At 70.6% G+C, this 18795-nt stretch carries 20 protein-coding genes and 1 tRNA gene; 15 read left to right on the top strand and 6 right to left on the bottom strand.

Annotation, left to right across the window (positions count from 1 at the left end; all coding sequences use genetic code 11):
* Positions 1–93: 93 nt before the first annotated feature.
* The 5 genes from B082_RS0135070 to B082_RS0135050 all read left to right on the top strand — a co-directional run bounded on the left by B082_RS0135070 (position 94) and on the right by B082_RS0135050 (position 4058).
* On the top strand, positions 94–552 hold the full coding sequence (locus tag B082_RS0135070; RefSeq protein WP_018556444.1) for a peroxiredoxin: 459 nt from the start codon (positions 94–96) through the stop codon (positions 550–552).
* Positions 553–703: 151 nt separating this feature from the next.
* Positions 704–1279, top strand: a complete 576-nt coding sequence (locus B082_RS0135065) for a TerD family protein (RefSeq protein WP_026171553.1) — start codon at positions 704–706, stop codon at positions 1277–1279.
* Positions 1280–1393: 114 nt separating this feature from the next.
* Positions 1394–1969, top strand: a complete 576-nt coding sequence (locus tag B082_RS0135060) for a TerD family protein (RefSeq protein ID WP_018103347.1) — start codon at positions 1394–1396, stop codon at positions 1967–1969.
* A gap of 70 nt (positions 1970–2039) precedes the next feature.
* On the top strand, positions 2040–3167 hold the full coding sequence (locus tag B082_RS0135055; protein ID WP_018556443.1) for a DUF475 domain-containing protein: 1128 nt from the start codon (positions 2040–2042) through the stop codon (positions 3165–3167).
* Positions 3168–3323: 156 nt separating this feature from the next.
* Positions 3324–4058, top strand: coding sequence for a TerD family protein (locus tag B082_RS0135050; protein WP_026250508.1), 735 nt, complete (start codon positions 3324–3326; stop codon positions 4056–4058).
* Positions 4059–4064: 6 nt separating this feature from the next.
* Here the strand turns inward: B082_RS0135050 and B082_RS0135045 are convergent, their stop codons facing one another.
* A complete protein-coding gene (locus tag B082_RS0135045; protein ID WP_018556441.1) occupies positions 4065–4946 on the bottom strand; it encodes a TerD family protein in 882 nt (293 codons plus the stop codon).
* Between the two features lie 221 nt (positions 4947–5167).
* Between B082_RS0135045 and B082_RS0135040 the strand changes: the two genes are divergently transcribed.
* The 4 genes from B082_RS0135040 (at position 5168) to B082_RS0135025 (ending at position 10526) form a co-directional block, all read left to right on the top strand.
* On the top strand, positions 5168–6331 hold the full coding sequence (locus B082_RS0135040) for an HpcH/HpaI aldolase/citrate lyase family protein (RefSeq protein WP_026250507.1): 1164 nt from the start codon (positions 5168–5170) through the stop codon (positions 6329–6331).
* Between the two features lie 56 nt (positions 6332–6387).
* A complete protein-coding gene (locus B082_RS0135035) occupies positions 6388–8916 on the top strand; it encodes a phosphoribosyltransferase (protein ID WP_018556439.1) in 2529 nt (842 codons plus the stop codon).
* Positions 8913–9737, top strand: coding sequence for a hypothetical protein (locus B082_RS0135030; RefSeq protein WP_018556438.1), 825 nt, complete (start codon positions 8913–8915; stop codon positions 9735–9737). Before B082_RS0135035 ends, B082_RS0135030 begins: the two co-directional genes overlap by 4 nt.
* Positions 9738–9866: 129 nt before the next feature.
* Positions 9867–10526 (top strand): O-methyltransferase, encoded by a 660-nt coding sequence (locus tag B082_RS0135025; RefSeq protein WP_018556437.1) that lies wholly within the window; start codon positions 9867–9869, stop codon positions 10524–10526.
* Between the two features lie 116 nt (positions 10527–10642).
* Here B082_RS0135025 and B082_RS0135020 read toward each other — a convergent pair whose 3' ends face one another.
* The 3 genes from B082_RS0135020 to B082_RS0135010 form a co-directional block, all read right to left on the bottom strand.
* Positions 10643–10858, bottom strand: a complete 216-nt coding sequence (locus tag B082_RS0135020; protein ID WP_018556436.1) for an FmdB family zinc ribbon protein — start codon at positions 10856–10858, stop codon at positions 10643–10645.
* Between the two features lie 29 nt (positions 10859–10887).
* Complete coding sequence (locus tag B082_RS0135015; RefSeq protein ID WP_026250505.1) at positions 10888–12351, bottom strand: hypothetical protein; 1464 nt, start codon at positions 12349–12351, stop codon at positions 10888–10890.
* A gap of 236 nt (positions 12352–12587) precedes the next feature.
* Positions 12588–13355: a DUF4097 family beta strand repeat-containing protein gene (locus tag B082_RS0135010; protein ID WP_026250504.1), complete on the bottom strand. Its 768-nt coding sequence runs from the start codon at positions 13353–13355 to the stop codon at positions 12588–12590.
* Between the two features lie 326 nt (positions 13356–13681).
* On the opposite strand from B082_RS0135010, the gene B082_RS0135005 reads away from it, so the two are divergent.
* The 3 genes from B082_RS0135005 (at position 13682) to B082_RS0134995 (ending at position 15876) form a co-directional block, all read left to right on the top strand.
* Positions 13682–13756, top strand: a tRNA-Val gene (locus B082_RS0135005).
* Between the two features lie 374 nt (positions 13757–14130).
* The gene (locus tag B082_RS0135000; protein ID WP_018556433.1) at positions 14131–15039 is read left to right on the top strand and encodes a phosphotransferase family protein; all 909 of its coding nucleotides are present in this window, start codon (positions 14131–14133) and stop codon (positions 15037–15039) included.
* A 435-nt stretch (positions 15040–15474) separates the two neighbouring features.
* Complete coding sequence (locus B082_RS0134995; protein ID WP_234018321.1) at positions 15475–15876, top strand: hypothetical protein; 402 nt, start codon at positions 15475–15477, stop codon at positions 15874–15876.
* A 4-nt stretch (positions 15877–15880) separates the two neighbouring features.
* Here B082_RS0134995 and B082_RS0134990 read toward each other — a convergent pair whose 3' ends face one another.
* On the bottom strand, positions 15881–16348 hold the full coding sequence (locus B082_RS0134990) for a DUF4240 domain-containing protein (protein WP_026250502.1): 468 nt from the start codon (positions 16346–16348) through the stop codon (positions 15881–15883).
* 168 nt (positions 16349–16516) lie between these two features.
* Here B082_RS0134990 and B082_RS0134985 point away from each other — a divergent pair, with 168 nt between their 5' ends.
* From B082_RS0134985 to B082_RS38585, 3 genes are all read left to right on the top strand, one after another.
* The gene (locus tag B082_RS0134985; RefSeq protein WP_018556431.1) at positions 16517–16828 is read left to right on the top strand and encodes a hypothetical protein; all 312 of its coding nucleotides are present in this window, start codon (positions 16517–16519) and stop codon (positions 16826–16828) included.
* A 111-nt stretch (positions 16829–16939) separates the two neighbouring features.
* Positions 16940–17365 (top strand): hypothetical protein, encoded by a 426-nt coding sequence (locus B082_RS0134980; RefSeq protein ID WP_018556430.1) that lies wholly within the window; start codon positions 16940–16942, stop codon positions 17363–17365.
* Between the two features lie 51 nt (positions 17366–17416).
* Entirely contained in the window at positions 17417–17602 is a 186-nt protein-coding gene (locus B082_RS38585) for a hypothetical protein (RefSeq protein WP_026250501.1), read from the top strand.
* Positions 17603–17656: 54 nt separating this feature from the next.
* Here the strand turns inward: B082_RS38585 and B082_RS0134970 are convergent, their stop codons facing one another.
* Positions 17657–18427: a class I SAM-dependent methyltransferase gene (locus B082_RS0134970; RefSeq protein ID WP_018556429.1), complete on the bottom strand. Its 771-nt coding sequence runs from the start codon at positions 18425–18427 to the stop codon at positions 17657–17659.
* Between the last annotated feature and the right edge of the window lie 368 nt (positions 18428–18795).

The following is an 18795-nucleotide window of genomic DNA, read 5'->3' as shown; positions in this document are numbered from 1 at the left end:
TCACGGGTGCCGCGCGGCCGCCCGCGCCCTCTGCGTAGGGTGGGGGTCACCCGGACAGCCCAGCCCGGCGGACGTAGCGAAGGGACGCGTTTCATGGCGATCGAGGTCGGCACCAAGGCCCCGGATTTCGAGCTGAAGGACAACCACGGCCGGACCGTGAAGCTCTCCGACTTCCGTGGCGAGAAGAACGTGGTGCTGCTGTTCTACCCGTTCGCCTTCACCGGCGTCTGCACGGGCGAGCTGTGCGCGCTCCGCGACGAGCTGCCCACGTTCGAGAACGACGACACGCAGCTGCTGGCCGTCTCCAACGACTCCATCCACACCCTGCGCGTCTTCGCCGAGCAGGAGGGCCTGGAGTACCCGCTCCTGTCCGACTTCTGGCCGCACGGCGAGACCTCGCGGGCCTACGGGGTCTTCGACGAGGACAAGGGCTGCGCGGTGCGCGGCACCTTCATCATCGACAAGGAGGGCGTGGTGCGCTGGACGGTCGTCAACGGCCTGCCCGACGCGCGCGACCTCAACGACTACATCAAGGCGCTCGGCGCCCTCTGATCCGGCTTCGGGCGGATCATCCGGCGGGACCCCGGACCGAAAGCCTGCTCAGGCCGGGAACCGGTCACTAGGATCCACTCGTTGATCCGATGCCAACACGACGTGGAGGCGCCGGCACCGGCCGGCCCCCAAGAAACCAATGGGAGGACTCGTGGGAGTCAGCCTCAGCAAGGGCGGCAACGTCTCGCTGACCAAGGCCGCGCCCAACCTGACCGCGGTCATCGTGGGTCTGGGCTGGGACGCCCGTACCACCACCGGCGGGGACTTCGACCTCGACGCCAGCGCCCTGCTGACGAACGCCGAGGGCAAGGTCGCCAACGATGGCAACTTCGTCTTCTTCAACAACCTCAAGAGCCCCGACGGCTCCGTCGAGCACACCGGTGACAACCTCACCGGTGAGGGCGAGGGCGACGACGAGGTCATCAACGTCAACCTGGCCACCGTTCCGGCCGACGTCGACAAGATCGTCTTCCCGGTCTCGATCTACGAGGCCGAGACCCGCCAGCAGAGCTTCGGCCAGGTGCGCAACGCGTACATCCGCGTCGTCAACCAGGCCGACAACAGCGAGCTCGCCCGCTACGACCTGTCCGAGGACGCCTCGACGGAGACCGCCATGGTCTTCGGTGAGCTGTACCGCAACGGCGCGGAGTGGAAGTTCCGTGCCATCGGCCAGGGCTACGCCTCCGGCCTGCGCGGCATCGCGCAGGACTTCGGCGTCAACGTCTAGGCAGCTGCCCGGGGCCGCACGGCCCCGGCATCAGCGTTTCTCCGTCCGGCGCCGCACGACGTGCGGCGCCGGACGCGCTCATCACACGGTTCATCGACTCGGGGAGGACACACCATGGGCGTCACGCTCGCCAAGGGAGGCAATGTCTCCCTCTCCAAGGCCGCACCCAATCTCACCCAGGTGCTGGTCGGGCTCGGCTGGGACGCACGATCCACGACCGGCGCGGATTTCGACCTCGACGCCAGCGCGCTGCTGTGCCAGTCGGGCCGGGTGCTCGGCGACGAGTGGTTCGTGTTCTACAACAACCTCACGAGCCCCGACGGTTCCGTGGAGCACACCGGTGACAACCTCACGGGTGAGGGCGAGGGCGACGACGAGTCGATCATCGTGAACCTCACGCAGGTGCCGGCCCATTGCGACAAGATCGTCTTCCCGGTCTCCATTCACGAGGCCGACAACCGCGGTCAGACATTCGGCCAGGTCAGCAATGCGTTCATCCGCGTCGTCAATCAGGCGGACGGCCAGGAACTCGCGCGTTACGACCTCACCGAGGACGCCTCGACGGAGACCGCGATGATCTTCGGCGAGCTCTACCGCTACAACGGCGAGTGGAAGTTCCGTGCAGTTGGTCAGGGGTACGCGTCAGGGCTGCGGGGCATCGCTCTAGACTTCGGGGTCAACGTTTCGTAAAGCCGCGCACGGCGCGGGGGAGCCCCGTACACCTCGGGGGAGACCCGTTACATACATGATGGGGTAGCCAGTGCTTCTGAAAACCTTCGGGTGGTCGCTCGCGATCACCGCGATCGGCCTCGTGGCCGCGTGGTTCTACGGGGGGTGGGAAGCCTTCGGAGTGGTGGCGATCCTATCCGTTCTGGAGATCTCGCTGTCGTTCGACAACGCGGTGGTCAACGCCGGAATTCTGAAGAAGATGTCTGCCTTCTGGCAGAAGATCTTCCTCACGATCGGTGTGCTGATCGCGGTCTTCGGTATGCGGCTGGTCTTCCCCGTCGTGATCGTGGCCATCACCGCCAGTCTGAACCCGATCGACGCCATCGATCTCTCCTTCAACGACGCGGACCGCTACAAGGAACTGGTCACGGACGCCCACCCGGCGATCGCCGCCTTCGGTGGCATGTTCCTGCTCATGATCTTCCTCGACTTCATCTTCGAGGACCGTGACATCCAGTGGCTGCGCTGGATCGAGCGCCCGCTCGCCAAGCTCGGCAAGGTCGACATGCTGTCGGTCTGCATCGCGCTCATCATCCTGCTGATCTCGGCCATGACCTTCGCCACCAGCGCGCACCAGCACGGCGGCGGGCACGTGGACAAGGCGGAGACCGTCATGCTCTCCGGCATCGCGGGTCTGATCACGTATCTCATCGTCGGCGGGCTCTCCGGCTACTTCGAGGACAAGCTCGATGAGGAGGAGGAACGCGAGCACGAGGAGGAGGAAGAGGCCAAGCGGAGCGGCAAGAAGATCTCCGCGGTCGCCCTCACCGGCAAGGCCGCGTTCTTCATGTTCCTCTACCTGGAAGTGCTCGACGCGTCCTTCTCGTTCGACGGCGTGATCGGCGCCTTCGCCATCACCAACGAGATCGTGCTGATGGCGCTCGGCCTCGGCATCGGCGCCATGTACGTCCGTTCGCTCACGGTCTACCTGGTCCGCCAGGGCACCCTGGACGACTACGTGTACCTGGAGCACGGCGCGCACTACGCGATCGGCGCGCTGGCGGTCATCCTGCTCGTCACCATCAAGTACGAGATCAACGAGATCATCACCGGTCTCGTCGGCGTCGTCCTGATCGCCTGGTCCTTCTGGTCCTCGGTCCGCCGCAACAAGGCGCTGGAGGCCGAGGAGGAGCGGAGCGAAGTCCCCGCCGGGGTGTGACCCGGTAGCAATTGAGGGAACGCTCTCTGCGGGGCGGCTCGTCAGGCGGCGGCCCGGGGTAATGCCCGGGACCGGCCCGGAGTCGCCCCGCAGCGGTGCGTGCGTCGCGTGCGCCGTGTGCGACGACTGGAGCAGGACCGAGAGGTGGGGGTCGGGATGGCGTTCTGGGACAACCTGTGGCCGGGGCGGGAATCACAGTTCGAGTCGGGCAACGCGGCCACCAACTCCATCGTGCTCACCCGGCGCCGCGCCACGGTCTCGCTGACCAAGCAGGGCGCGCTCAGCGGCAACCTCCGGGTCAACCTCTCCTGGCGGATGCGCACCTCCGACATCGAGGGCCGCTCCCGCCAGGGCGGCCGGCTGCTGCGCCCCCTGAAGCTCTTCCAGCCCGAGCCCGTCCAGGCGCACACCCAGGGCGTGGTCAACGTCGACCTGGACCTGGGCTGCATGTACGAGCTGGCGGACGGCACCAAGGGCGTGGTGCAGCCGCTGGGCGACCTGCTCGGCGATCTGAACGGGCCGCCCTACATCAGGCTCAGCGGCGACGACCGCTTCGGCGCGCCCTCGGGCGAGACCCTCTACGTCAACCTCGACCAGCGCGAGAACATCAAGCGGCTGATGGTCTTCGTCTACATCTACGACCAGACGCCGGCCTTCGACCGCACGCACGCCAAGGTGACGCTCTACCCGGGCAACGGGCCGCGCATCGAGATCGAGCTGGACGAGCGCGCCCCGCAGGCCCGCTCCTGCGCGGTGCTCACGGTGGAGAACATCAAGGACGAGCTGGTCGTGCACCGCGAGGTGAAGTTCGTGTACGGCTTCCAGTCGGAGCTGGACCGGATGTACGGCTTCGGCATGCAGTGGGGACGCGGCTACAAGTCCCGTACCTAGTGCTTCTCAGGGCCGTATGAACTGCGGGCCCTGCGGGGGCAGCGTGAAGTTCGGGTCGGGCGCGGGCGCGGCCGCCGGGGCGGGCTGCGGATAGCCGTAGGCGGGCTGCGCGGAGGACGGCTGAGGGTAGCCGTACGCGGGCTGCGGAGCCGGTGCGGCGGGTTGCGGATAGCCGTACGAGGGCTGCTGGTGCAGCACCGTCGCCTGCGAGTCGGGCGCGGGGACCGGCGCCGGCGGGAACGGCGGCGCGGGCGGCACCGGGTCCGGCCGGTACTGCGGCTGCGGCGGCTGCTGCGGATGGGGCTGGGGCTGCGACGCGGGCTGCGGCTCCGGCTCGGGCTGCCCCTCGTCGACCGAGATCCCGAAGGCGGTCGCGAGGCCGATGAGCCCGGTCGGGTAGCCCTGCCCCACGGCCCGGAACTTCCAGCCGTCCCCGCGCCGGTACAGCTCGCCGCAGATGATCGCGGTCTCCTCGCCGGTCTCCGCGCGCACGTCGAACACGGCCAGCGGTTCGCTGCCGGCCGCGGCCGCCGCGTCGTGGATGAGGATGCGCAGATCGCGCACGTGCTCGAAGGCGGCCCCGTCCGACGACGCGGCGATGACCACCTGGTCGACCGAGGGGTCGAGCGCGCCCAGATCGGCCTCGATGGTGTCCGTCAGGCCCTCGGGCAGGCTCCGCTTCGGCAGTCGGCGCACCAGGCCGGACGGATGGCGGGGCTGGTTGTAGAAGACGAAGTCCTCGTCCGAGCGCACGCGGCCGCCGGCACCGAGCAGCAGGGCCGAGGCGTCCACATCGGGCACCCCGGCGCCCGGCGTCCAGCGCAGCACGGCCCGTACGGCCATGGCGTCGAGGGGGACGTTCGAGCCTTTCACCATCGCGTGCGTCATGCCGGTCATCCTGCCTGCTGGCGGCCCGTGCGGACAACGCGGGGGTCGGGACCCGTGTCCCGGCGGCAGGCGGCGATCACCCGGTCCCGCCCCTTCGAAACCCTCGCGAAAGGGGTGAGCCACCCCGAATTCATCCGGCCAGGGAACCGCGGACACCCGCTCGTACGTACTATTACCGGCCACACGTTGTCCGATCGGTCAGAGAGTACGGGGGGAATTGCATGCGTCATTTCGGGCATATTGCAGCTGCTGCGAAGGACGGGCTGTTCTTCCAGGAGCCCTGCGTGTTCGACGCGGACTCGCCGCGTACCCTCCTCGCCGCCGCTCTGGGCGCCACGCTCTACAGCCCCGCCACCCGCCCCCGCCTCGCCGACGACATCGTCAAACTGGCCGGGCGCGGCGTCGTCTCCATGGTGCTGTGCCTGGAGGACTCCATCGAGGACTGCGAGGTCGCCGGGGCCGAGGAGAACCTCGTCCGGCAGTTCGCCGACCTCGACGCACGCGGAGCCGATCTGCCGCTGCTGTTCATCCGGGTCCGCGAACCGGAGCAGATCACGGACCTGGTGCGCCGCCTCGGGGCATCCGTCCGGCTGCTGTCCGGATTCGTGTTCCCCAAGTTCACGCGCGAGCGGGGCGTGCCGTTCCTGGAGGCCCTGACCAAGGCCGAGGCATGCGCCGGACGGCAGCTGTTCGCCATGCCCGTGCTCGAATCGCCCGAGCTGCTGCACCTGGAGACCCGCCGGGACGCCCTCCAGGGCATCGCGGAGACCGTCGGCGCCCACCGCGACCGGATCCTCGCACTGCGGCTCGGCGTCACCGACTTCTGCTCCGCCTACGGACTGCGGCGAGCGCCCGACATGACGGCGTACGACGTAGGGATCGTCGCCGACGTCATCGCCGACGTCGTCAACGTCCTCGGCCGCGCCGACGGGACCGGCTTCACGGTCACCGGCCCCGTGTGGGAGTACTTCCCCCGCCAGGAACGCATGTTCAAGCCGCAGCTGCGCCGCAGCCCCTTCCAGGAGAACCGCGCCGACGAACTGCGCACGGCGCTCATCGCGCACGACCTGGACGGACTCCTGCGCGAGATCGAGCTCGACCGGGCCAACGGTCTGCTCGGCAAGACCTGCATCCACCCCTCGCACGTCGCCCCCGTGCACGCGCTGTCCGTGGTCAGCCACGAGCAGTTCAGCGACGCCCAGGACATCCTGCGGCCCGAGAGCAACGGCGGCGGGGTGCTGCGCTCCGCGTACACGAACAAGATGAACGAGGTGAAGCCGCACCGGGCCTGGGCCGAGCGCACGCTGCTGCGCGCGGAGGTCTTCGGCGTGGCCCGTGAGGACATCGGCTTCGTGGACCTGCTGACGGCCTGCCTCGCGGAGTGAGCCCGGCCGGCGGGACCATCGGAGAAGGACCCCCGGCGCCGGCTGCGGCACCGGGTATGACGGGCGAGTGGAAAGAGACGGCGAACGTGGTGTGGTCGGGTAGCTGGGTGGCGGAGCGACTGGGCGTCGAGCTGGTGGGAGACGCGGAGCTGCGCGAGCTGCTGGGCCTCGCCCTGCGGCGCAACCCCAAGCGGGCGCACCTGCTCGTGTCCCAGGTGCTCGGCAAGCACGTGCCGCAGCACCCCTCGGTGGTGTACGCCGCCGGATTCGACCTCGGCCGCCGGGTACGGGCCCTGCTGGGCGACGAGGGGGCACGGCGGGCGGTCGTCCTCGGATACGCGGAGACGGCCACCGGCCTCGGCCACTGTGTCGCCGACGGCCTCGGCGACGCGCCCTACCTCCACTCGACCCGCAGGCCCGTGCCCGGCGTGCCCCGGGCGGGCGGCTTCGAGGAGTCCCACTCGCACGCCACCTCGCACCTGCTGCTCCCGCGGGACCCGCGGCTGCTGGCCGCGGACGCGCACGGCCCGGACGGCTCGCCGGACGCGGCACTGGTGCTGGTGGACGACGAGTTCTCCACCGGCAACACCGTCCTCAACACGATCCGCGCGCTGCACGAGCGCTACCCCCGCGACCGGTACGTCATCGTGGCCCTGGTCGACATGCGCTCCCCGGCCGACCGGGGGCGGCTCGCCGAGTTCGCCGCGGAGATCGGGGCCCGGGTCGACCTGGTGGTCCGCAGCACCGGCACGGTCGGCCTCCCGGACGACGTCCTGGCGAAGGGGCAGGAGCTGATAGCCAGGCAGGAGGCACTGCGGGCGGCCGGGGCCCCCGTCGAGCAGCCGCCCTCGCGAACGCCCCGCACGCGCATCGACCTCCCCTGGCCCGCAGGCGTCCCCGACGGCGGCCGGCACGGCTTCACCCGGGCCCACCGCGCCCTCTTGGAACCCGCCCTGCCCGCCCTGGCCGACCACGTCGCCAAGGCCCTGGGCGACGGCCCCCGCCGCGTCCTGGTCCTCGGCTCCGAGGAGCTGATGTACGCCCCGCTGCGCCTGGCCACCGCCCTGGAGGAGCGCACCGCCGCCGAGGTCCGCTACTCCACGACCACCCGCTCCCCGGTCCTGGCCGTGGACGACCCGGGCTATGCGATACGCACCCAGCTGGCCTTCCCGGCCCACGACGACCCGGCCGACGGACCCGGCGAGCGCTACGCGTACAACGTGGCGGGCGCCGGCTTCGACGCCGTGGTGGCCGTGGTCGACTCGGCGGGCGACACCCCTGCGCTGCACGCCCCGGGCGGCCTCCTGGACCAGCTCGCCGCGCACACCGGGCAGGTCCTGCTCGCGGTGATCCCGTCGTACGTACCGCAGGCGCCCGCCGCCGCACTCCCGCCCGCCTCCGAACGGCAGGAAGACCCCCACATGCTGCTGCCCGAGCCCCTTCGCGGCCCCGCCTTCTCCTCGTACGCGCCGGACGAGGTCGGCTGGCTGCTCCAGGACCTCTCGGACACCCGCCTCGAAGCACCCACGGAGGAGCGCGAGGAAGCGATACAGAGCGGGGGAGCGCACTACGCGGAGTCGCTGCCCGTCGAGTACCAGCCGTCCGCCCAGTACCAGGAGCTGTTCAAGACCGCCCTGGACCTCTCGGCCGCCCGGATCGCCCGCGCCGTGGGCACGGTCACCGAGACGGTCCTCGCCGAGCGCGGCCCGCGCCCGGTGCTCGTCTCGCTCGCGCGGGCCGGTACGCCGGTCGGCGTGCTGATGCGCCGCTGGGCCCGGGTGCGGCACGGCATCGACCTGCCGCACTACGCCGTCTCCATCGTGCGTGGACGCGGCATCGACGCCAACGCCCTGCGCTGGCTGGCCGCCCACCACGACCCGGCCGACGTCGTGTTCGTCGACGGCTGGACCGGCAAGGGCGCGATCACCCGCGAACTGGCCGCCGCGATCACCGAGTTCGAGGAGTCCGAAGGGGTCAAGGGCTTCAACCCGGAAATCGCGGTGCTGGCCGACCCGGGCGGCTGTGTGCGTACGTACGGCACCCGCGAGGACTTCCTCATCCCCTCCGCCTGCCTCAACTCCACGGTCTCCGGGCTCATCTCCCGCACCGTCCTGCGCGCCGACCTGGTCGGGCCGCACGACTTCCACGGAGCGAAGTTCTACCGCGACCTGACCGGCTCCGACGTCTCCGGCCTCTTTCTCGACACGGTCACCGAGCGCTTCGACGAGGTCGCCGGCGCCGTGGACGCCGAGGTGAAGGAGCTGCCGGCCGCGGACCGGGCCCCGACCTGGGAGGGCTGGGCCGCGGTGGAACGCATCAGCGAGGAGTACGGCATCCACGACGTCAACCTCGTCAAGCCCGGCGTCGGCGAGACGACCCGCGTCCTGCTGCGCCGCGTCCCGTGGAAGATCCTCGCCCGGCGCGGCGCCGGCCCGGACCTGGAGCACATCAGGCTGCTGGCCGAGCAGCGCGGCGTCCCCGTCGAGGAGGTCGACTCGCTCCCGTACACCTGCGTCGGGCTGATCCACCCCAAGTACACGCGCGGGGCGACCGGCGCCGACGGCAAGGCGGTGGAGTCCGCGTGACCGCCTCCCCGGTGACCCTGATCGCCAGCGACCTCGACCGCACCCTCATCTACTCCGCGGCGGCCCTCCAGCTCACCATGGACGATGCGCAGGCGCCCCGGCTGCTGTGCGTCGAGGTGTACGACCACAAGCCCCTCTCGTACCTCACCGAGACGGCCGCCGGGCTGCTCGCCGACCTGACCGGCGCCGCGTCCACCGTCTTCGTGCCGACCACGACCCGCACCCGCGAGCAGTACCACCGCATCCATCTCCCGGGCGCCCCCGCCGAGTTCGCGATCTGCGCCAACGGCGGCCACATCCTGGTGAACGGCGAGTCCGACCGGGACTGGCAGCGGACGGTGGCCCGCCGGCTCTCCGACGAGTGCGCCTCGCTCACCGAGGTCCGCGCCCATCTCGTCTCCGCCGCCGACCCCGCGTGGCTGCTCAAGGAGCGGGTCGCCGAAGACCTGTTCGCCTACCTCGTCGTGGACCGCGCCGAACTCCCCCCGGACTGGATGAAGGAACTCGCCGCCTGGACGGAGCCGCGCGGCTGGGCCGTATCGCTCCAGGGCCGCAAGATCTACGCGGTACCGCGCCCGCTCACCAAGAGCGCCGCCATGCGCGAGGTCGCCCGCCGCACCGGGGCCACCCTCACCCTCGCCGCCGGCGACTCACTCCTGGACGCCGACCTGCTGCTCGCCGCCGACCGGGGCTGGCGCCCCGCCCACGGCGAACTCGCCGACGCCGACTGGAGCGCCCCGCACATCGAGGTGACCGCTGAGCGCGGCGTCGCCGCGGGCGAGGAGATCCTGCGCCGCTTCGTGCGGGCGGCACGCCGGTGACGTAGGAGCGGGTCCCCTTGCGACGCGCCGTGGAAACGCGCGTGTCCGGGCAGGGGCGGACGACTGACGACTACAGTCACGCCGTTCCCGCCCGCCGGGGGGACACGCGGCCGACCAGGGAGTACTGCGATGACCAAGGGAAACGAAACCAAGATCACGGACGAGCTGTACGCGTACATGCTGGCGCACAACCCGCCGCTCGACGCCGTACAGCGCGAACTCGTGGAGACCACCTACGCCGAGCTGCCCGACCGGGCCGGCATGCAGTCCGCCGAGGAACAGGGCCCGCTGCTCGCCTTCCTCGTCCGGCTGACCGGCGCCCGGCACATCGTGGAAGTCGGCACCTTCACCGGCTTCTCCGCCCTGGCGATGGCCCGGGCGCTGCCCGCCGACGGCCGGCTGATCGCCTGCGACATCTCGGAGGAGTGGACGGCGTACGGCCGTGCGGCGTGGGAGAAGGCAGGCGTCGCCGACCGCATCGACCTGCGCATCGCACCCGCCCTGGACACCCTGCGCGCGATGCCGCGGGAACCCCACATCGACTTCGCCTACCTGGACGCGGACAAGAGCGGCTACATCGCGTACTGGGAGGAACTGGTGCCCCGGCTGCGGCAGGGCGGCGTCATCGCCACGGACAACGTGCTGTTCCACGGCCGGGTGACCGACCCGCACGCCACGGGCGCGGCGAAGGACATCCAGGACTTCAACGACCACGTGTCGGCCGACCCGCGCATGGACAGCGTGCTGCTGACGGTCGCGGACGGCCTGACACTGTCGCGCAAGCGGTAGCCGCCGGGAGGGCGGGCCCCCGGGCGGCCGGATCAGCCGGGCGGCGGGTCCGGCCGGGCGGCCGGACCAGCCGCAGCGGTCCTGGATCAGCATCAGCCGCACCAGCCAGCCCTGGATCAGCCGCAGCAACCCCCGCCGCAGCAGCCGCCGCCACCGCCGGCCGAGGGCGCGGGACCGGAACTGCCCGATCCGCCCACGGCGACCGTGGAGAGCAGCTTCACGGTGTCCTCGTGCCCGGCCGGGCAGGAGGCGGGGTCGGCGGACTCGGCCATGGGCCGGCTGAGTTCGAAGGTGTCTCCGCAGGAGCGGCAGCGGTACTCGTAACGAGGCATGGGCCCAGGCTATCCGCAGCGGGCCGAAGTCAGTTGGCTCCGGCCCCGCGTTCTTCGCGGATCTCGGCGACGACGTCGGCGGCGGTCTGCCGCAGGCCCTCCGTCACCGTGAGGAAGTGCCAGTAGTCGGGATGGCGGCCCTCAAGAGCCGTGATGGCCTGGTCGAGGCGGGCCACCGCGTCGTCCAGCGGGCGGGCATGGCGCGGCTCGGGGGTGTGGCGCCCGGCCATGGCCAGCCGCTGGGCGTCACGGATCGCGAACCGGGTCCGCTGGATCTCCTGCTGCGGGTCCTTGGCCACGAGGTCGAGCCGGTGCAGCCGGTCACCGGCGGCGGATACCGCCTCGTCCGTGGCGTTGAGCAGGGCGCGCACCGTGCTCAGCCGTGAGGTGGCGTCGGCCCAGCGCTGCTCCTCGCGGGCACGGGCGGCCTCCTTGAGCTTCTCCTCGGCCCGGCGCACATTGACGGCCGCCTGCTCGGGAACCGGCTGGAGGTCCTGCCAGCACGCGGCGGAGAACCGCCGCCGCAGCTCACTCAGCACGGGCTCGACGGACGCGGACCGGGTGGTCAGCGCCTGGGCCCTGGTCCGCAGGGACACCAGCCGGCGATCGATCTCGGCGGCCCGCTCGGGCAGCTTCTCGGCCTCCGCCCGTACGGCCTCGGCGTCGCGCAGCACCCGGTCGGCACGCTGAAGGGTCTCGGGCACACCGTGGCGCCCGGCTCCCTGATTGAGCTTGGTCAGCTCGGGGCCCAGGGCGGCGAGCCGGGCGGCGAGATCATCGGCGCGCAGCCCGGACGCCCGCACCGCGTCGAGCGCGTTGCTCGCGGCGAGGAGCGCCTGTCGCGCCCGCTCGACGGCCGGGGCGAGCCGGGCGAGCTGGGTCTCGGCGCTCCCGAGCAGGGGCCCGAGCCCGGCGGCGAACCGCTCCAGGTCGCCCTTGACGCGCACCAGCTGGTCCTTGGCGGAGGACAGCTCGGTCCGGGCCCGGGAAGCGACGGACGGGTCGAGATCGTCCCGGTCGAGGTCGTGGGCGTCGACGGCGGTGATGTAGGCGTGGCTGGCCTCGTCGATGCGCTGTCCGAGCGCGGCGAAGTCGTCGACGGCCTTGCGGGCGGCGGGCGAGCTGTCCACCGCGGTGATCGTCTCGATGGAGATCTTCAGGTCGCGCTGCGCGGTGTCGAGCTCGTAGAAGGCCTCGGCGGCGGCATCCTTGGCCGCCTGCGCCTCGGCCCGCTGCCCTTCCCCACGCCCTCCGAACCAACGCCGCGTACCCCCGCCGTTGACGGCGAGGGGAAGAGCGGCGGCGAGGAGGGGGAGCGGGGCGAGGACGAGGAGACACACGTCACGTACGTCGCGCCCGAGCGAACGGCGCCGCCCGCGCCCCGCGTACGCCCCGATCGCTCCGGGCATCCCGATCGCTCCGGGCGCTCCGGCGACGGAACTCACACCCCTCCCGCCCGCTCTCGCCTGCGGCTGCGTGTGTGTTGCCGTCACATGCCTCTCCCGTGCCGTTTCGCCTTGCCCCGGTACATTCTCCCACCCGGTAATAACGAACACACGGGCCGGTTGGTTCGCGCCGGGCGCGGTGACTCGGTGTTGCGGGGCGGTGGCGTGTGACGTGGCGCGGTGGCGTGACGGGCGTGACAGACGTAACGGGCGTGACAGACGTGGCGGACGTGGCGTCGTGCGGTGCGGCGGCTGTCCGCGCGGGGGCTGTCCGCGTGGGGAGGTCAGTCCGCGTGCCGGACGGAGACACCCCCGTTGTCGCTGTGGGCCTTCACGACATGCGCGCTGTCGTCACTCCGAGGCACATCCACGGAGACGTGCCCGTTGTCGGCCGACGCGGACACGGCGTACCGGGTCTTGCCTGCGGGAAGGTCGATGGTGATACGCCCGTTGTCACTGACGGTGTCCACGAGATCCGGCACCTTGCTGAGGCCGAGCTTCACGGACCCGTTGTCCGACCGGGCGATCACGGACGCGGACGAGATTCGCTCGGCCAGGACGGACCCGTTGTCGCTCTTCAGCTCCAGGGGCCCGCTGACGTCCCGTACGACGACCCCACCGTTGTCCGAGTAGAGCTTGAGCGGCGTGGTGAACTTGGAGGCGGTGACCTTGCCGTTGTCGGCATCCACGGTGAGCGCGAGCCCCCGGGGCACCTTCACCTCGTGCCGCCCCTCGCAGTTGCTGATCATGGCCTTGCACTTCACCCGGAGCGTGAGGGTGTCCCCCTCCAGCTTCCACACGGGGTCCGGCCCGCTGCCGAGCACGGCCCAGCCGTCGACCTGCCGGGTCACCTCGACCTCGTCCACATCGGCGGGGACGACGACCACGGTGGAGTTCTCCGCGTCGATGGTCAGCGCCTTCCCGCCGTACGCGAACGACTTGTGCTCAACGGGCGCGTCCTCCACATCCGTGCTCCCGCACCCAGTGAGCGCCCCGACGAGCAGAGCGGTGCCCCCGATGGCCACGAGAACGCTGCGATTACGGATGGTCATGGTGATCAGGTCCCCCTGGGCCGGCGCTGCGTTATGCCTCTTGCGATGCCCCTACGGTATGCAGCCCCGGCCGCGCCGACGATCCGGTCGGCTACCGTCTTGGGGGTGGGGGTAGCCCCCGTACACCCCGGGCCGACGCGGCCGTACGACCGGGCCACCGCCCCGGCTCACGACCCGGTCTCCGGCCTGTGTTACGACCCGGTCTCCGGCCTGCGTTACGACCCGGTCTCCGACCTGCCTTACGATCCGGCTCGGCCCGGCTTCGGCCCGGGGATAACCGATTGTCGACATGTGCCGTGAGGCATGTAACCTGTTGCCTCATCCACGGGTGCGTAGCTCAGGGGTAGAGCGCTGCTCTTACAAAGCAGATGTCGGCGGTTCGAAACCGTCCGCGCCCACCAGTACGAAGGCCCCTCGTCGATCACGGCGGGGGGCCTTCGGCGTCTTCCTCCGACATCAACGGGCGGAGCCAAGAGCGGACGAGGGGTATCGGGGACCTGAGGCGGGCGGGATGGGAGCCGGGGGAGCAGCGGGCCGGGGATCGCCTCGTCCATGAGTAGTAGAGCAGCCCGACGAGGTAGTCGGAACCTCGCTGCCGTGCAGTAACGAGTGCAGCGACCTCAGATGCCTTCCCGTGCCCGTCTCCACGGATAACTGGGCTCGCAGGGTGAGTCGTTCGTCATGTCGATAGCCTTCCCTCGTGACCAAAGGTGGGGGCCGAGAGGGACGTGACGGCGATCTTGGGGCGGAGGTCCCGGGTGCCACGCGGTCGTGGGTGGAGGAGCGGCTTGGTGCCGGGCAGCGGATAGCGGGGGTCGAGCGTCTGCGTGGCGGCTGGACCTCGGAGATGCGCAGACTTTGTATCGAGGGGCCGGGTGGCAGCGGGCACCTGGTGTTGCGGTCCTTCGTGAAGCCCTTCTACGTGCGGCACGCGGACGGTCTGTTGTCCCGTGAGGCCGAGATCCTGCGTCTCCTCGGGGCAACGGACGTACCCGCGGCCGCCCTTGTGGACGTGGACGCGACCGCGACGCACTGCGACCACCCGTCTCTCCTGATGACGTTGCTGCCCGGGGCGGTTCGGCTGGACGACCGAGGTGCCGAGCGCCGGGCGGACCTGTTGGCCGAGCAGCTGGTGCGCATCCACCGGGTGGAGGTCTCCGCCGACGCGAGGCCGCGTGCCTGGCAGGCGTGGACGTCGCCGGAGCGGGTGACGCCCCCGCAGCAGGCGGTGCGGCCGGAGCTGTGGAAGCGGGCCGTGGATGTCATCCGGCAGGATCCGCCTGCCTTCCGGCCTTGCTTCCTGCATCGGGACTTCCATCCGGGCAATGTCCTCTTCGAGGGCGAGCGCGACGATGCCCGCGTCAGTGGTGTCGTCGACTGGGTGGAGACCCCCTGGGGGCCGGCCGACCTCGACGTGGCCCACTGCTCGACGGCTCTGGCTCTGCTCCACGGCGTTTCCCTCGGGATGACCTTCGCCGATCGGTACGCCGCCGCGGGCGGGCGCCTCGCCGAGCGGGGCGCGGCGCACCTCTACTGGCGGGTCATCGACGCCCTGGCATTCGCCCCGGACGCGGAGAAGGTCGCCGTCCCTTGGCGCGAACTCGGCCGCACCGACCTGACTCCCGGCCTTCTGAGCAGCCGGCTTGAGGACTACCTCCAGGCCCTGTTCGACCGCTACGCGTAGGTTGCGAAGGTCTGCGGGCGCGTCAGGGGGATGGTTCGAGCCCAACCAGCCCGGTGAGCGACGACCGCATCCGTGGGCCTGGCCCTTACCGCTTCCGCCGTTGTGCCTCTTCCACTTGTGCGGGCCGGTCGCCTCCGGGGGCGGAGGCCAGACGCCCGACGCACTTGACGCCCGTGTCCGTCCAGCGTTCTGTTCGGCTGTTCCCGGTCCCGTCGTGTCTGTGCAGGGCGTCTGCTCGTGCTTGCTTGTGCGGGCACGCGCCCGGCGCCGATGATCGGTGACGACTGCCCGCGAGGTCCGGGCTCGGGAGGCGCGGGGATGATGACAGCCGATCTTCGGTTCAGTTGGGAATTGAGCGGCTCGGGATGGGCGACCGTTCGCATTGCTGACAGTGTTGCCGAGCACAAGGAAGACGTCAGCTATTGCACGGACGCCTTGGCCGACCTACTTCATGCGGTGGCGGGGCTGTACGGCGGCTCCGCCATGCAGAGGGTCTCCTTCGACCTCGAACCGGCCGAGGTGAGGTGGCGGCTCCGGCGCCGGGGTGAAGGCGTGGACCTCGCCATCTATCGGTTCCCGGACATGGCGAGTAGTTGGGACGCGCCCGACAGCGACGGCACCCTCGTCTGGAGCTCGGCGCAGCCCCGCAGCACGCTGGGGCATGCGGTGATGGAGGCCGCTGAGACCGTGCTGAGGTTGCACGGAGAGGACGGCTACCGGAAGAAGTGGGTGCTGTACCCGTTCCCCGTTTCGGCTCTCCAGGACCTTCGAAGGCTGCACCGGAGGGAGGACCGGTGCCGGCACGAGTCGTGCCTGAGCGGGACCGTGACCTGCTGAGGCGTCAGCCTCGCAGGTGCGGCCAGCCGTCCTTGTTGGAGAAGGACTCGAAGCAGTACCGGGTCGTGCGGTCCCACTCCTTTCCCGTGGCCAGCTCGTACGCCTCGTCCGGTACGTACAGCAGTCGCTCACCGTCGTACTCGGTCGAGGTGTACGGGGCGAAGGCGTCGGCGTCGGAGAATGCGCTCTCCCAGACGTCCCGGCCCGCGGCCACCACCGCGCACCGTGCGTAGAGGAACGAGTCGCCCGACTGCGGGAAGGGCTCGCCGTTGCCGTCCGTCATGTCGGCGACGGGCAGTGAGCCGAACTTCTCCTGGTCCAGGCGGTAGAGAGCTTCGGCGTGGCGTTCCGCGAAGCCGATGATGGCGGGGAGGGGGCGGCGGCTCAGCCTCGTGGCGAGGCGGCGGCAGTTGGCTTCGGTGGCTTCGCCGTTCAGGGTGGCTATCAGGGCCCAGAAGTCGGCCCATGTCATGGTCACGGCGTGCAGGATGTCAGGGCGGTCTGACATCTGCGGCCGGTGTCGAGGGGGCGTACGTGTACTCGGGTGGGTTGTGTGCCGGTCCGCGCTCAGGAAGGTTGACCAACTGGCGGGATCCGCTGGCACACTCCGAGACGGCGGCGGAGTCGGAGGCGTAGCGGAATGAATGAGTTGCCCCAGGCGCTTTGCACCTGGTTCGCCGAGAACGACGAGCAACTGCGATCACGCGGTGTCACGGGTGAGATCCAACGATCACCTGACGACGGCCGGCCCAAGTCCAACGCATGGATGACGGTGGAGACCGACGATTACGGCGCCGTACTCATCGTCTGGGACAGCGGCGAAGCGGAGTTGGAGTGCGGTGGCTCGACCGGTGACGGAATCCGGCGAGAGCATCGCGATCTGCGCACTGTGGACGAACTCCACGACGCCATCGATTCCCTTCTCGGATGGGTCCGGGCGAAGCACGGATGAGGACGCCCCGCGCGACGTGAGGGTTCTCCTCGTGTCAGGGAGCGGACACGACTCCTCGCTCTCTCCGTATCTGGCAGCCTGAATTCCTTGCCACTCAGCCCCAGGGGGACCATGAACACCCGCATCGCCGCCCCGCTCATCGCCGTCGGCCTGCTCGTCGGGCTCACCGCGTGCGGGAGCAGTGACGACGACAAGGCTGCCGCAGCGCCCAGCAGGACCGTCAGCGAGGCCGATCGGGATGCCGCGCGGAAGGCTGCCGGGCTTCCCGAGGAACCGAGCGCCCATGCCCGGTACGCGTTTCTCGGAGCCCTCGACGCGATCGACCCGCGCATCTCGAAGGCCGATATGGACGAGCGGTCCGTGAGCCGTGGGCTCAATCAGTGCGGGTCGATCAGGACGACCAAGGACCGTGCGAAGCTGATCGAGCTGACCCTTGAGAGGTTCACCATCGCGACGCGCCTGCCCGACATCAACAACGCGGACACCGGGGGCAAGATCCTGGACGCCGTGCACAAGCATCTCTGCCCCGACTTCTGACCGGCCCCACGCCGGCCCGCCCTTCACAGCCTCACTCGGTAAGGTCCCCGTGTGACGAGCAAGCCTGAGCCGACGATTCCCGAGATCACCCGCACCGACTGTGCGCGGTGCGGCACCGAGGTGCATGGTCTGGCCGGACGGTACGCCTGTGCGCTCTGCGGGTGGGTCAATCACTACTCGGAGGGGCATGAGGAACTGCCCGGGTTGGACGAGGATCCCGATCACGGGCGCGGGTGAACGCATTCGGCGTGCGGGGCGTGCGGGGCGTGCGGGGCGTGTGCGCCGGGCCGTTCAGCCCGCGATCAGCAAGCGGTAGCCGTAGTCCACGGAATCGCGCGTGAGCAGGTCCGCGTGGCGGGTGTGCCAGGTGCCCGATGCCAGGTCCTCGTGGAGTCGGGCGATCGCCGGTTCGACCACCGATGCGGGCAGCTGGGCGAACGTGGAGCTCGCGCGGCGGATCATCGGGTCGAGGTAGGACTCCGGGCGGCGCCAGTACGCGATCTGGAAGCCGTCGGTGAAGTCGTGCGGGATGGGGAACGGGACCACGGTGTGGGCGCCCAGAGCCTCCGCCACCGTGGACAGTGGGGTGAAGCGGGCGTGTTCGAGGTGGCGGATCTCCGGGAGGTACTCGTTGATCAGCCACAGTTCCTCCGCGTGCTGCGGGTCCCAGGTGAAGACCAGTTGCCGGTGCGATACGCGTCGCAGCTCGGCCAGGCCCCGTCGCAGGTCGGGCCAGTGGTGGACCGTCATCACCGCCATCGCGGCGTCGAACGCCCCGGCGGGGAACGGCAGGTTCTCCGCGCTCGCCAGGACCTTCCGGCCGCCCGGGTGCTGGTCGAGCATGACCTGTGACGGATCGACCGCGGTGACCCGCGCGGTCCCCGCGCCGGGTTCGTAGGAGCCGGTGCCCGCGCCGACGTTGACGACCGTACGGGCCCTGGCCAGCGCCTCGTGGATCAGGGCGGCCAGACGGGGGTCCGGGCGGCGGATGTCGGGGTAGCCCGTGCCGATGCGGTCGTACGTCGCGGTAGGTGAGGTGTGTCCTGGTCTGGAATGCGTCATGGGGGAATGCCACCACGTCCGCGCACCGCCCGGCCAGGTAGGCGGCGCGGCCCGCCGTGGGCTGCCGGTGCCCCGGCGCGTACCGGGCCGGGCTTGCCCCCGTCCAGCAGAGGTGCGGCGGTCCCGGACAGTCGGGTGCCACGCCACGCCCTCGCGCGTACCGGACCGGGCTCGTCACCCGGGCCCGGCATGGGCACCTCGTCCTCTACCTGCGCAGCACGCTCGGGGACCGGCCGGCCGCCTGAGGAGCCCTTACCGGCCACCTCCGGACGCTCGGGTGCCCCCGCCCCGCCCCCACCCCTAATCTGGCCGCCATGGGTGACGTGCGTGAAGGGCCGGCCGCTGCTGTCGATCATCCGAGTGAGCCT

The organism is Streptomyces sp. ATexAB-D23, from assembly GCF_000373645.1.
Classification (GTDB): domain Bacteria; phylum Actinomycetota; class Actinomycetes; order Streptomycetales; family Streptomycetaceae; genus Streptomyces; species Streptomyces castrisilvae.
The sequence above is the reverse complement of the archived record's forward strand: the minus strand, read 5'-3'. Positions and strand labels throughout refer to the sequence as shown.